The sequence below is a fragment of the Corallococcus sp. BB11-1 genome (assembly GCF_026626625.1).
GTDB lineage: Bacteria > Myxococcota > Myxococcia > Myxococcales > Myxococcaceae > Corallococcus > Corallococcus soli.
In genome coordinates this window covers 185855-198785 of the sequence record NZ_JAPNJY010000028.1, presented here as the reverse complement: position 1 = coordinate 198785, position 12931 = coordinate 185855, and the positions used below count along the sequence as shown (strand labels likewise).

General features: G+C 71.7%; 12 protein-coding genes. 8 read left to right on the top strand and 4 right to left on the bottom strand.

Annotation, left to right across the window (positions count from 1 at the left end):
- Position 1: 1 nt before the first annotated feature.
- Positions 2-871 carry an outer membrane beta-barrel domain-containing protein gene (locus OV207_RS22365; RefSeq protein WP_267557135.1) on the bottom strand — a complete coding sequence of 290 codons (870 nt, stop codon included), beginning with the start codon at positions 869-871 and terminating at the stop codon, positions 2-4.
- On the bottom strand, positions 868-1695 hold the full coding sequence (locus OV207_RS22360; protein WP_267557134.1) for an outer membrane beta-barrel domain-containing protein: 828 nt from the start codon (positions 1693-1695) through the stop codon (positions 868-870). The genes OV207_RS22365 and OV207_RS22360 overlap by 4 nt, the downstream gene beginning before the upstream one ends.
- A 269-nt stretch (positions 1696-1964) precedes the next feature.
- On the opposite strand from OV207_RS22360, the gene cglC reads away from it, so the two are divergent.
- The 7 genes from cglC (at position 1965) to OV207_RS22325 (ending at position 9562) form a co-directional block, all read left to right on the top strand.
- Positions 1965-2465: an adventurous gliding motility lipoprotein CglC gene (cglC, locus tag OV207_RS22355; RefSeq protein ID WP_193428250.1), complete on the top strand. Its 501-nt coding sequence runs from the start codon at positions 1965-1967 to the stop codon at positions 2463-2465.
- A gap of 104 nt (positions 2466-2569) precedes the next feature.
- Complete coding sequence (locus OV207_RS22350) at positions 2570-4003, top strand: vWA domain-containing protein (protein WP_267557133.1); 1434 nt, start codon at positions 2570-2572, stop codon at positions 4001-4003.
- 215 nt (positions 4004-4218) lie between these two features.
- Positions 4219-4722 (top strand): 5-(carboxyamino)imidazole ribonucleotide mutase, encoded by a 504-nt coding sequence (purE, locus tag OV207_RS22345; RefSeq protein WP_193428252.1) that lies wholly within the window; start codon positions 4219-4221, stop codon positions 4720-4722.
- Positions 4719-5861 (top strand): 5-(carboxyamino)imidazole ribonucleotide synthase, encoded by a 1143-nt coding sequence (gene purK / locus OV207_RS22340; protein WP_267557131.1) that lies wholly within the window; start codon positions 4719-4721, stop codon positions 5859-5861. Before purE ends, purK begins: the two co-directional genes overlap by 4 nt.
- Positions 5862-5866: 5 nt before the next feature.
- A complete protein-coding gene (ybaK, locus tag OV207_RS22335) occupies positions 5867-6343 on the top strand; it encodes a Cys-tRNA(Pro) deacylase (protein ID WP_267557129.1) in 477 nt (158 codons plus the stop codon).
- Positions 6344-6422: 79 nt separating this feature from the next.
- Positions 6423-7643: a hypothetical protein gene (locus OV207_RS22330; RefSeq protein ID WP_267557128.1), complete on the top strand. Its 1221-nt coding sequence runs from the start codon at positions 6423-6425 to the stop codon at positions 7641-7643.
- 137 nt (positions 7644-7780) lie between these two features.
- Complete coding sequence (locus OV207_RS22325) at positions 7781-9562, top strand: GGDEF domain-containing protein (RefSeq protein WP_267557127.1); 1782 nt, start codon at positions 7781-7783, stop codon at positions 9560-9562.
- 25 nt (positions 9563-9587) lie between these two features.
- Here OV207_RS22325 and OV207_RS22320 read toward each other — a convergent pair whose 3' ends face one another.
- On the bottom strand, positions 9588-10136 hold the full coding sequence (locus OV207_RS22320) for a DUF192 domain-containing protein (protein WP_267557125.1): 549 nt from the start codon (positions 10134-10136) through the stop codon (positions 9588-9590).
- Positions 10133-10534, bottom strand: a complete 402-nt coding sequence (locus OV207_RS22315) for a TIGR02266 family protein (RefSeq protein WP_120535495.1) — start codon at positions 10532-10534, stop codon at positions 10133-10135. The genes OV207_RS22320 and OV207_RS22315 overlap by 4 nt, the downstream gene beginning before the upstream one ends.
- Before the next feature lie 25 nt (positions 10535-10559).
- On the opposite strand from OV207_RS22315, the gene OV207_RS22310 reads away from it, so the two are divergent.
- Entirely contained in the window at positions 10560-12920 is a 2361-nt protein-coding gene (locus tag OV207_RS22310) for a hypothetical protein (protein WP_267557124.1), read from the top strand.
- Positions 12921-12931: the final 11 nt, after the last annotated feature.

Here is a 12931-nt window from a genome sequence, read left to right as displayed (position 1 = left end):
CTTAGGAACCGGAGGGGAAGAAGAAGGACAGGCCCAGCTCGAACAGGATCTGGTTGCGGAGGTACGTGGGCGTGGGCTCCCGGCCCTTCTCCACGTAGATGAGGTCGCGCAGCTCCGTGCGCAGCGTCACCCAGCGGTTGAAGAAGAAGCGCAGGCCGACGCCCACGTTGCCGCCGGCCGTGAGGTAGGACTTGCCACCCGCGATGGCCTGTCCGTCCACGAGCGTCGTCTCCGGACCGCGGTACTGCACCACCGAGGCGCCGAGGATGCCGTACATGTCGAAGTGGACGAACTTCTCCGCCAGCAGCGACAGCTTGCCGTAGATGGGCGCCCACTGGACGTCCGCGCCGCCCAGCAGCGTGAGCTGCCCGGGGGCCTGACCGTCCAGCTCACCCTTGGTGGGCGCGCGGCAGCCACGCGTGTCGCCGCCCGAGCCCTCCGTGAAGGTGCAGATCTGCGCGGAGCCGGCCACGGAGTTCACCGCGTAGCCAGCGCGCAGGCTCACGCCCAGCGTCTCCGACGGGTAGTACGTGAGCGAGCCGCCGAAGATGTACTTCTTGTAGAACGCGTCGCGGATGGTGATGGACGCGGACGGGCTCACTTCAAAGCGGCCCTTCTTGAGGAACATGTGGCCGGACACCGGCCGGATGCGCTCGCGAAGGGGGCCCAGGGCGTCCTTGTCCACCTCGGACACGTCACCGGCCTCCTCCTCCTGGGAGGCGGCCGAGGCCCTGGGGGCGGGCGCCGGAGCCGCGGCGGGCGCCGGAGCCGCGGCGGCCGGAGCCGGCGCGGAGGTGTCCTGGTCGGTGGCGCCGGCCAGGGCGGGGACGCCCGCGCACAGGGTCAGCAGCAGACGGAAGGAGGGCTTCATTCGGACTCCCTCCCCGTCGAGCGCAGGGGCAGGAAGATGGAGATGCCCGCGTTGAGGGTCATGATGTTCTGGATGGCGCCCTTGCTGCTGCCCAGGGGCTGATCCACATAGGAGGTGTTGATGAGGGCCACGTTGACGGCCAGGTAGTCCTTGGTGACGAACCGCATGCCCAGGCCCAGGTCGAAGGCCGGGTTGAGGCCGCGGTCGGGCAGCGCGGAGGTCTCCGTCTTCACCACGCCCATGCCGCCCATCAGGTAGCCGTCGAAGTGGAGGATGGAGTTGAGGAAGGACACCTTGCCGTACAGCGGTGCCCACTCCACGTCGCCCATGGCGGACCACTGGGGCACGGAGTTGTAGATCTTGCTGTTGAAGGTGCGCTTGGCGGTGCGCACGTCATCCGACGGCAGCACCTGCATGAGCGAGCCGCGCGCGGAGATGGCCAGCGTGTCCGCCAGGTGCCAGGCGCCGCGCAGCGACCCTCCGAACTTCGAATAGAAGGGGTCGTTCACCGAGAGGGTCACCAGCGGGGTGAGCTCGAAGCGGTGCTTCTTCAGGTAGACCTTGCGCTGGACGCTCTTCACCCGGTCGTCCTGGGTGATGTCCGTCAGCGGCATCAGCGCCTCCGGTGGGATCTCCTTCGCCTTGTCGGCGGTGGGCGGCGACGCGGGGCGGGCTTCCTCGTCCGGTGGCGGCGTGGGGTTTTCTTCGGGAGGCTTGGGCTGGGCGTCCTCGGTGAGATCGAGGCCCATGCCTTCCTGACTCTGGGCGGGGGCCAGCGCGGGCCACATCAGGCTCAGCGCAAGCATCAGCGTGGGGCGGTTCAAGTCCGGGCGCTCCGTGGGGGGGAGGGGGCTTACTGCCACCGGAAGGCAGCATGACATCAGCCACGCCATCCTATCGGCCGTATTCCCAACCATCAACCGCCACGACGTGCCTGCTTCCTCTGATATCCTGCGGTGTTCCTTCACAATTCCACCGTTCCCGTGCACCGCAGGTCGGTGGTTGGCGTGAAGGAGGGCTGTGCTAGCGTTTCCGGCTTCCGGGTGTCCCTTCCCCCCACGCCCCGGTTCCTTCCTTCCTAGAGGTCTCAACGATGTTCGTGCGATCCGCGCTGTTCCTCTCCGCCGTCCTCCTGCTGGGAGGCTGCGAGGTCACCACCGAGCTGGGCAAGCCGTGCCGGCTGGTGCGCAAGGCGTCCGCAGAGGAGCAGGAAACCTTCGGCCGCAAGTTCATGCCCATCCTGGAGCGGGACGTGGCGCCGGATCAGGACTTCATCTCCTTCGGTTCGCTGGACTGCGAGGACCTCATCTGCGTGCGCGACGTGGACAGCGTCCGCAGCGAGGATCCGACGGCCGAGGCCCTGGGCTACTGCAGCAAGGAGTGCGTGCAGGGGACCACCACGGGCTGCGAGGTGACGCGCGATGACGCGCCCGAGGGGCTCGCGCCCCGGATGACGTGCCGCCCCCTGCTCCTGGATCAGGCGACGCTGGACGCCATCCGCGTGGCGGACGAGCAGAAGTACCGCGACACGTTCGGGGAGAACAATTCGCCCTACTTCTGCGCCGGCGCGTCCCCGCAGGCCCAGGGCACCTGAAGCAGGGTGAACTGAACAGTCGCCTCGCGCGAAAGGGTTAGACCTTTTCGCGCGCCCCGTTCGTAAAGGCAGGGCCCGCGTTCCACACGCTTTGGAGTCCTGCCATGAATCGTACGGTCCTCTTCCTCGCCCTGGCCGGTGGCCTGGCCCTCACCGCCCTGGTGCTGGGCCTGCCCCGGGGTGAGGGCACCCCGCCCACGCCGCACGTGGTGGTGACGACGCCGCTCCCGCCCACGACGCCGCCCCCCGTCTTCCAGACCGGGGCCACGGGCTCCATCCTCGTGAAGAGCCGTCTGTCGCACCCGTACCTCCCGGTGGGCGCGTCGGAGACGTACGTGACGGTGGACCTCACCGGCATGGAGGTCGCGGGCGCGAAGCGCAGCCCCGTGAACCTGGCGGTCGTCATCGACCGGTCCGGTTCCATGAGCGGCTACAAGCTCCAGCAGGCGAAGCAGGCCGCGCGGCACCTGGTGACGCTCCTGCGCGAAGAGGACCGGCTGGCCATCGTGCACTACGGCTCGGACGTGAAGAGCCTGCCGTCGCTGCCGGCCACGCCGTCCAACCGCGAGCGGATGGCCCAGTTCATCGACGGCATCTGGGACGACGGCGGCACCAACATCAGCGCGGGCCTGTCCGTGGGCCGCACGCAGCTGGCGTCCGCCATGGGCGGTGGCGCCTCCGTCCACCGCCTCATCCTGATGAGCGACGGCCAGCCCACCGAGGGCGTGTCGGACGAAGAGGGCCTGAAGAACGTGGTGCGGGAGATCCGCGCCGCCGGCATCACGGTGAGCTCCATTGGCGTGGGCACCGACTTCAACGAGGACCTGATGCAGGCCTTCGCGGAGTACGGCGCGGGCGCGTACGGCTTCCTGGAGGACGCAAGCCAGCTGTCCAACCTCTTCCAGCGCGACCTTCAGCAGGCCACCACCGCGGTGGCGCGCAACGTGGAGCTGTCTTTCGAGCTGCCTCCGGGCACGACGCTGGGCGAGGTGCTGGGCTACCGCGCGCACCAGGCCGGCAACACCGTGCGCGTGGCGATGCCGGACTTCTCCGCGGGCCAGGTGGAGCGCGTGGTGGTGCGCCTCAACGTCACCGCCCCCACGGCCGGCCAGTCCGTGCAGGTGGCGGGGCTGAAGCTCACGTACACGGACCTCATCGCCCGGCACAACGTGGAGGACCAGTCCCGGCTGACCGCGATGGCCACCAACGTCCAGGAGGAGGTCGTGCAGCGCCAGGACAAGGAGGCCACGGTGTACGCGGCCCGGGCGCGCGGCGCGCAGAACCTCCAGAAGGCCGCGGAGGCGATGAGCCAGGGCAAGAAGGACGAGGCCCGGAGCTACCTGAAGATGAACCAGTCGCTCTTGTGGGAGGCCGGCAACGTGGCGGGCGCGGCGGCGGTGGCCGAGGATCAGGCGGAGCAGGCCGCTTCCATGAAGGCCTATGACGACGCGGACAGCGAGGAGTCCCAGCGCGCCGCGGTGAAGAGCAGCAAGGTGAAGGCGCTCAAGGGCTTTGGGCGGATGGGCTCCACCTACTGACGGGCAGCCTCCGGGGCCCACCGTCACGGAACCGTGACGGCGGGCGCTGGAAGGCGGCGGACGTCGGGTGGTGTGCGGGAGGGGAGCGCTCGGCCCCCCGCCCCCTGGCGACGCGAAGCGGCATCTTCGCGGTTGACCTGTGGAATCGCGTGGCCCTATCTCCGCGTTCTTCCAGGCTTCACCCCTGGAAGGGCGCACTGGAGGCGCGAGACAGCATGGCGGCGAGCGCGAGCACCCCGTGGGTCGGGGTCATCATGGGCGGCAGAAGCGACCTCGAACACCTGCAACCGGCGATCGACATCCTCGCCGAGCTGCGCATCCCGCATGAGGTGCGCGTCGTGTCCGCGCACCGCACCCCGGACTGGATGATGGAGTACGCCTCCACCGCCGAGTCCCGGGGCCTGTCGGTCATCATCGCGGCGGCGGGCGGCGCGGCGCACCTGCCCGGCATGGTGTCCAGCAAGACGCTGCTGCCGGTGCTGGGCGTGCCCATGCCCACCACGGTGCTGAACGGCTTCGACGCGCTGCTCTCCATCGTGCAGATGCCCAAGGGCGTCCCGGTGGGCACGCAGGCCATTGGCAAGCCGGGGGCCGCCAACGCGGCGCTGCACGCGGCGGCCATCCTCTGCCTCAAGTACCCGGAGCTGCGCGAGCGGCTGGGCGCCTGGCGCAAGGCCCGCACGGATGAGGTGCTGGCGCACCGCGAGGTGTCCGGATGACGGCGCGCGTGGTGCTCCCCGGCGGCACGCTGGGCATCCTGGGCGGAGGGCAGCTGGGGCGCATGATGGCGCTGGCCGCGCGCACGCTGGGCTATCAGGTGCAGGCGTTGGATCCGGACTCCACCTGCCCCGCCCGCTCGGTGGTGGACCGCTGCCTCACCGCTTCCTTCTCCGACACGTCCGCCGCGGAGGACCTGGCGCGCTCGTGCGACGTGGTGACGCTGGAGATTGAGAAGGTGTCGCTGGCCACGCTGAACGCCGTCGCGCGCCACGCGCCCATGCGGCCCGGCGCGGACGTGCTGTCCGTGGTGCAGCACCGCGGCCGGCAGAAGGCCTGGCTCGCGAAGGGCGGCTTCCCGCTGGGCCCGTGGCGCGAGGCGAACTCGGAGGCGGAGCTGGCGGCCGCCATCACCGCGCTGGGCGGCAAGTGCTTCATCAAGTCCAGCGAGGGCGGCTACGACGGGCGCGGCCAGTACGAGGTGAAGGGCGCCTCCGAGGCGGCCGTCGCGTGGAAGGAGCTGGGCGAGCGCTCCGTGGTGGTGGAGGCCGCGCTCGACTTGGAGGCGGAGCTGTCGGTGCTCGTCGCGCGCGGGCCGGATGGACAGCTGGCGGTGTACCCGCCCGCGTTCAACCACCACGAGGACCGCATCCTGGCGTGGTCGCTGTTGCCGGGCCCGCTGCCGGAGGCGGTGCTGGCGCAGGCGTCACAGGTGGCGCGCGACATCACCTCGGGCCTGAAGGTGGAGGGGCTGCTGGTGGTGGAGATGTTCCTCCTGGGGGACGGCTCGCTGCTGGTGAACGAGGTGGCGCCCCGGCCGCACAACAGCTTCCACTCGACGGAAGTGGCGTGCCTGACGAGCCAGTTCGAGCAGGCCGTGCGCGCGGTGTGCAACCTGCCGCTGGGCTCCGTGGAGGTGGTGCGCCCCGCGGCCATCGTCAACCTGCTGGGCGACCTGTGGCTGAGCGAGGGTGGCCCCCGCTTCGAGCAGGTGCTGGCGATGCCCGGCGTCCGGCTGCACCTGTACGGCAAGCGCGACGCGCGCAAGGGCCGCAAGATGGGCCACCTGTCCGCGGTGGGCACCACGCCCGAGGACGCGCTCACCCGCGTGAAGGCCGCCGCCACGCTCCTGGGGATGTGACGCCCGTGAAGACGAACGCCGCCCGGCTGCTGGACTCGCTCGGCGTCGCGTACAGCTTGCGCGACTACGACGTGGACCCGGACGATTTGTCCGCGGAGACCGTGGCGGCCAAGGTGGGCATGCCCGCCGAACAGGTGTTCAAGACGCTGGTGGCCAAGGGCGACCGCACCGGCGTGTTGATGGCGGTGGTGCCCGGCAACGCGGAGCTGGACTTGAAGGCCCTGGCGCGGCTGAGCGGCGACCGCAAGGTGGAGACGGTCCCCCTCAAGCAATTGCAGCCGCTCACCGGCTTCATCCGGGGCGGCGTCACCGCGCTGGGGGGCAAGAAGGAGTACCCCGTCTACGTGGACGAGACGCTGGAGCTGTTCGACACCGTCGCCGTGTCGGCGGGGGTGCGCGGCACGCAGATACTCCTGGCCCCCGCGGACTACCTCCGCGTGACGAAGGGCCGGACGGGGCCGCTGTCGCGCCCCAAGGCGTAGACCTTTTTCGCAGGTCGCGCGTTCGAAGGGACATTCCCGGCCCGAGGGCCGTTCCCGGGGTGTCCCGATGAATGCCGCCGTGTTGCAATTCCACCACCGCGAAGCCTTCGAACACACCGTCACGCGCGCGCTGGTGGCGGGCGCGGGGGCGGGGCTCGCGCAGTGGCTGACGCTGCGGATGGGCATGCCCATGCCGCTGGCATGGCTGGTGCCCGCCGCGGTGGTGCTGGCGTGCGCGCGCGGAGACCGGTGGGACCGGGGCCTCCTGAGCGGGCTGGGGCTGCTGCTCATCGGTCTGCCCTACGGCCTGGGCCTGTCGCCCGGGTGGACGGTGGCGATGAGCGGCGCGGCCGCGGGCGGCCTGCTGGTGCGCGCGCGCCTCAACGAGCTGGGCGAGGAGGGCCAGGTGGCGGAGGCCCGCCCCACCCTCGTGCACTACGGCCTGGGCAGCGTGCTGGGCGCGGGGCTCACCCTGGCGGGCGGCGCGGTGGCGGACGTCCTGGCGCCGCGGCTGGCGTCCGTGGCCACGCCCACGCTGCTGGCGGCGGTGATGGTGGGCGGCATCGTGGGGCTCTTCGTGGGCCTGGGCGCCGTCGCCGCGCACCTGGCCCTCACGGCGGATCCGGTGGAGGCACGCGCGGAGGAGCTGCTGCCCCAGTTGTCCGGCGACTTCCACACCCTGTCCGAGCGCGCCCTGTCGCTCTACCGGCAATGCGGCCAGTCCCTGGCGAAGCTGCCCCGCGAACCCGCGCGCGAGGAGCTGGCCCGCACGCTGGCGCGCATCACGCGCGGCGCGGTGGAGCTGGCGTCCGAGTGGGCCGGCGTGGAAGCGCAGCTGGAGGAGCGCGCCACCGCCGAGCTTCATGCGGAGCGCGACAGCCTGGAGAAGAGCGCCCGCGCCAGCACCGACGCGGTGGCCCGCCGGCAGCTGGAGGTCGCGGCGGCGTCGCTGGCCGAAGAGGTGGAGCGGCTGGGGGACATGCGTCAGCGGCGCGAGCGGATCATCGCGCGGCTGCGCGCGGAGGTGGCGCTGTTGGAGCGCGCGCGCGTGGCGCTCCTGTCGCTGCGCAGCGGTCAGGCCCAGCTCAAGGCGGCGGAGCTGGCCTCGCTGGCGCGGCGCTTCCGCGCTCTCTCGACTGCCCAGGGAGAGGAGGGGCAGGCCATGGACGCGGTCGCGGCGCAGGTGACGCTCGCCCAGGTCGCGCCGGCGGAAGTCGCGCCCATGGCGCCCGTGGACGCGGCCCCCCTGTCCCCGGAGGGCGCCAACGTGCCGGAAATCCAACGGATTCGCGGGGAGTAGCCGGGGCGGGGACGCCTTTCTCAGTTTCCGGGAAGGGGTGTGGGGTCTTCCCGCAAGCGTCCTTTTGGATCTTCCGGCCTCCTCAAGGGAGGGGGGGACTGAAGCTTCCCCCCCGGGCGCGGTACATTTTGGGGGTCATGAGCCTGCCCTCCCCCAGCAAGCCCGGCCCGCCACCTCCCTGGCTTTGGAACGGAGACGAGCCGAGGGTCGCCACCGTCTTCCAGCCCATCGTCGACCTGCTCAGTGGCGAGGTGCTCGGCCACGAGGTGTTGTCGCGCGGGCTGGGTCCGGTGGAGTCCCCCAACGAACTCTTCAACCGCGCGCGCGTGGAGGGGTTCACCTACGAGCTGGAGCGCGCGTGCTGGACCGCGGCCGTGCGCCGCATCGCCACGCTGCCGGAGGCGCAAGCGCGCGGGCCCTTCTTCTTCAACGTCAGCCCCGACGTGCTGAGCGACGAGCGCTTCGGCGGCGCGTCCACGCTGGAGCTGCTGCGCTCGCACGGCCTCAGTCCCCGGCAGATCGTGCTCGAAATCACCGAGCGCAGCACCTTCGAGGACACGGAGCAGCTGCGCATGCTCGCGCGGCGGTACGCGGAGCAGGGCTTCGGCATCGCGCTGGACGACTTCGGCGCGGGGCACTCCGGGCTGGTGACGCTGGTGCACAGCGCGCCGGACTTCATCAAGCTGGACCAGGCGCTGGTGCGGGACATCCACCTGCACACGTACCGGCAGCACCTGGTGAAGTCGCTGGTCGCCTTCGCGCAGCGCGTGGACGCGGTGCTCATCGCCGAGGGCGTGGAGACGTGGAACGAGCTGGCCGTGCTCCTGCGCCTGGGCATCCGGCACGCGCAGGGCTACCTGCTGGCGCGTCCGGTGAACACGCCCCAGCGCCCGGGCGCGGACTTCGCCGAGCGCTGCCGCGAGGCCATCCGCGCCCTGCACCACCGCGAGCACGAGGACGACGAGACGGTGGGCAGCATGATCATCCGCCCCCCGTGCGCGCCCGCCGCGTCGCTCGCGGTGGAATTGGACCGGCTCTTCCGCCGCACCCCGGGCGAGGACCACGTCGTGCTGCTGGACGGGGAGCGGCCGCGCGCGGTGGTGACGCGGCGGAGCTTCTACGCCCGCTGGGGTGGCACCACCGCCGACGAGCGCCCCGCGCTGGTGGACGCGCCGGCCGACGCGCTCATGGTGGTGGAGGACGCCACGGCCATCACCGCCCTGGCGCGCATGGCGATGCGCCGTCCGCCCGAGTCCGTCTACGATCCGGTGGTGGTGACGGACGCGCAGGGCCACTTCCTGGGCACGGTGACGATGAAGCAGCTCATCGCGCGGGCCTCGGACCTGGAGCAGCACGCGGCCACCGGCGCGCACCCGCTCACGGACCTGCCCGGCAGCCGGATGATCGAGCGGTGGATCCGCGCCGCGCTCCAGGGCGGCGCGTTCACCATCATCTACGGCGACCTGTTCCACTTCCAGGCGTACAACGACCGCTACGGGTTCCTCCAGGGGGACCGTGTCATCCGCCACACCGCGAGCCTCCTGTCGGAGTGCCTGCACCTCTTGCCGCCCGGCTCGCACCTGGGCCACGTGGGCGGCGACGACTTCGTGCTCGTGTGTCCCGAGGGCGTGTCCCCGGAGGTGCTGCACACCCTCTGTCAGCGCTTCGACGCGGAGAAGGTCCCGCTCCATGGCCCGGAGGACCTGCGCCGCGAAGGCTTCACCGTGAGCGACGCGCCGGGCACGCCCCCGGTGCCGGTGACGCTGAGCCTGGCGGCGGTGGACCAGCGGGGCCTGTCCCGCTCCCCCCACCCGGCGGAGCTGTCCGCGGTCGCCGCGTCCCTGCGCAAGAAGGTGAAGGCGCTGGCGGAGAAGACGAACGCCAGCACGTTCCTGTTCCAGCCGGCGGCGTCGGAGTAGCGGGCGCCAACGGCCGCCGGCGTGCTCAGGGCGTGATGGGGAGGGTGCTCACGCCCTCGAACTCCACCGTGCCGCCCCGGACGATGCCCTTGGACTGGCACCAGCCTCCGGGGACCTCCAGCACGTACTGGCTGGGGATGCCCACCGAGCGGTTCGTGAGCGTGCGCGGCTCCACGTTCTCGATGATGCCGACGATGCGGTGCTCGGAGGTGATGAAGAGCATGTCCAGCGGGATGAGCGTGTTGCGCATCCAGAAGCCCCGCACCTCCTCCTCCGGGAAGAGGAAGAGCATGCCCTGCCCGGCGGGCAGCACCTTGCGCCACATCAGCCCGCGCGTGCGCGACTCCGCCGTGGCGGCCACCTCCACCTCCACCCGGTGCACGCCCCCGTAGGCGTCCTTCAGCCGCACGTGCGCGCGCGGCAGCCCTGGCATCACGTAGTCCTCCGCCGACACGTCCTTCGGGCGCGCTCGCGGTGCGGCGGGCGCGGGCTTCGGAGGTGCGGCGGGCGCTTCCTGGCACGCACCGCCCACGAGCGCCAGCGCGCACAGCGCCATCGTGAAACGGACGCTCATGGGTGCTGGGGGTGCAGGGGCTTGTTGAGCAGCTTCTCCGTCAATTCGGAGCCCAGGCTGTCGGACATGAGCCGCTCCACCAGCGTCTCGAAGTCCACCCGCTGGGACTCGCTGCTGTAGATGAAGCGGATGCCCATGCCGGGCTCCTCCGCGTCGCCCTTGGACCAGACGACCTCGCCCAGCAGTTCAAAGGGGGCCTCGCGGTGCGGCACCGTCAGCTTGAAGAGGAAGCGCGTGCCGATGGGCAGCGGTTTCTTCGTCTTGATGAAGGTGCCACCCTTGCTGATGTTCTTCGTGTAGTCGGCGAAGAACGAATTGAGCTTCTTGTAGTCGACCTTCAGCTCGATGGGCGCACGACCGTGGGTGCGCAGTTCGGATCCGCTCTTCTGTTCGGACATGCGGCCGGGGAGTATAGGGGACACCATGCGGCAAGTCCTCCCCCGTGCCCGGGGTCTGTTGCGCCGTCCGGCCGTCCTGGCCACCGTGCTGCTGCTCGCCGGTGGGGGGTCGGCCCTCGTCCTGCTCCCCCTCTTCGGGGTGCCCGGCTTCGAGCTGGGGCTCGCCCTGTCCATCGCCGTGGGCCTGCTCGGTGGGGGGACGGGCATCGCCGCCGCCCACCAGGAGCGCCGCATCCTCACCGGCGCCCTGCCCCGGCCCGCCCAGGCGGAGGCGTCCGCCCTGCCCGGCACCGCCGTGGGCCGCGCCCTGGGGACAAGCCTCCTCTTGAACCTGGGGGTGCTCATCCCCCCCTTCGTGTGCGCCCTGCTCTTCGCCCGCTTCCGCACCGCGTGCGACCCGTTCGAACTGGCGGGCTTCTACCCCCTGCTCACCGTGCCCTCCGCCGTGCTCGCCTCGTCGGCGGGCGTCTTCCTGGGCTTCGCGACGGGCCGTCCCCGGGGCGCGGCGGGCCTGTACGCCCTGCTGATGGTCGCGTCCCTGGTCGTCACGGTGGTGCCCATCGTCTTCGGGCCCCAGGTGTTCGCCTTCAACGTCTTCCTGGGCCACCTGCCCGGCCCGCTCTACGACGAGGCCCTGCGGATGACGGCCGCGCTGGGCTGGTTCCGCGTGGAGACGCTGCTGTGGGCGGGCGCCTTCGCGGGGCTGAGCCTGGCGCTGCTCGACGTGCGCACCGGCAGGCTCTCGCTGAAGGGGGCACGCGTGGGGGGCCTGGGCCTCACCGCGCTGTGCGCCGCGGGCATCTGGATGCTGGAGGCCCGCGCGCCCCAGCTGGGCCTGCGGATGACGGACACGTACCTGGCGGAGGAGCTGGGCGGCCTGCGGGAGACGGAGCACTTCGTCCTGCACTACCCGCGCGGCAAGTCCCGCGAGGACGTGGACCGGATGGCCCGGGACCTGGAGTTCCGCTTCGCCCAGACGGCCCGCTTCCTGGGGGTGGCCCCCACGGAGCGCGTGCGCGTGTGGCTCTACCGCTCCGAGGACGAGAAGCAGCGGCTGGTGGGCGCGGGCCGCACCCAGTTCGCCAAGCCCTGGCGCACCGAGCTGCACATCCAGGACCGGCCCTTCCCCCACTCCGTGCTGCACCACGAGCTGGCGCACGTGATGGCGGCCCCCGCGGGCTCGGGCTTCTTCCGCGTCACCACCCGGCTGGGCGTGTGGCCGCTCATGGGCGTCATCGAGGGCCTCGCCGTGGCCGCGGACGACCCCGTGCAGGGCGAGCTCACCCTGCACCAGTGGGCTGCGGGCATGCGCCGGCAGGGGATTGCCCCGGACATGCGCGACCTCATGGGCCCCAAGGGCTTCTACCAGTCCGCCCCCGCGCGCGCGTACACCGTGGCGGGCTCGTTCCTGCGCTACCTGGCGGACACGTACGGCGCGGACAAGCTGAGGGCCGTCTACGCGCACGCGGACTTCGACGCCGCCTACGGGCAGCCGCTGGACGCGCTGGTCACGGAGTGGGAGCGCATGCTGGACGCGCTGCCCCTGGACGCCTCCACGCTCGCGCGCGCCTTCGCCCGCTTCCGCTCCGGCAGCCTCTTCTCCCGCGCCTGCGCCCGCGAGGTGGCCCGGCTGTCGGACGCCGCCCGCGACGCGCTCGCCAGCGACCCGCAGGACGCGCTGCTGCGCTTCCAGCGCGCCGCCGCCCTCCAGCCCGAGGAGCCCTCCTTCCAGCTGGGCCAGGCGGTGGCCCTGGATGCGCTGGAGCGCTCCGCCGACGCGGCCGGGGTGCTGGCGTCGCTCGCCGAACAGGTGAAGGACCGGCCCACGCTCGCCGCGGAGGTGGCCGTGGCCCGCGCCGACGTGGCCCTGCACCTGGACAACCCGGACGCGGCGCGCGCGTTCCTCGGGGCCGCGCTCGCGCTGGACCCCGGGCCGGAATTGACGCGCACCGCCCAGGTGAAGCTGGCCGCGCTGGAGACCCCGGCGCGCCGTGCCCCCATCGAAGCCTACTTCCGCGCGTCGCATGAGGAGCTGCGCCTGCTGCTGTTGGACCGCGCCCTGCTCGTCTCGCCCCAGGACCCGTGGCTGCGCTACCTGCTGGGGCGGCGGCTGCACCAGGTGGGTGCGCCGGCACTCGCCGCGGATCAGCTCCAACGTGCCCTGGCGGACACCGCGCTGCCGGAGGCCATCCGCCGGGAGGCCACGCGGCTGCGGATTGAAGCCGCCTACCTGGCGGGCGACTGCGGCACCGTGAGGCACGAGGTCGGTGCACTTCCGGACTATGGCGCCGCGTTCCGCGCGGCGGCCAGCGAGTGGCGCGAGCGATGTGACTTCGAGCAGACGACCTTTCGAGGACCCCTGGTGCCGCGTCAGGCTTTCCGCTAGACGCGGGCCAT

Coding starts and splice junctions, on each gene's coding strand:
- purK (WP_267557131.1), top strand. CDS start 4,719: ATGACGGCGCGCGTGGTGCTCCCCGGCGGCACGCTGGGCATCCTGGGC.
- cglC (WP_193428250.1), top strand. CDS start 1,965: ATGTTCGTGCGATCCGCGCTGTTCCTCTCCGCCGTCCTCCTGCTGGGA.
- OV207_RS22315 (WP_120535495.1), bottom strand. CDS start 10,534: ATGTCCGAACAGAAGAGCGGATCCGAACTGCGCACCCACGGTCGTGCG.
- OV207_RS22350 (WP_267557133.1), top strand. CDS start 2,570: ATGAATCGTACGGTCCTCTTCCTCGCCCTGGCCGGTGGCCTGGCCCTC.
- OV207_RS22325 (WP_267557127.1), top strand. CDS start 7,781: ATGAGCCTGCCCTCCCCCAGCAAGCCCGGCCCGCCACCTCCCTGGCTT.
- OV207_RS22365 (WP_267557135.1), bottom strand. CDS start 871: ATGAAGCCCTCCTTCCGTCTGCTGCTGACCCTGTGCGCGGGCGTCCCC.
- OV207_RS22310 (WP_267557124.1), top strand. CDS start 10,560: ATGCGGCAAGTCCTCCCCCGTGCCCGGGGTCTGTTGCGCCGTCCGGCC.
- OV207_RS22320 (WP_267557125.1), bottom strand. CDS start 10,136: ATGAGCGTCCGTTTCACGATGGCGCTGTGCGCGCTGGCGCTCGTGGGC.
- purE (WP_193428252.1), top strand. CDS start 4,219: ATGGCGGCGAGCGCGAGCACCCCGTGGGTCGGGGTCATCATGGGCGGC.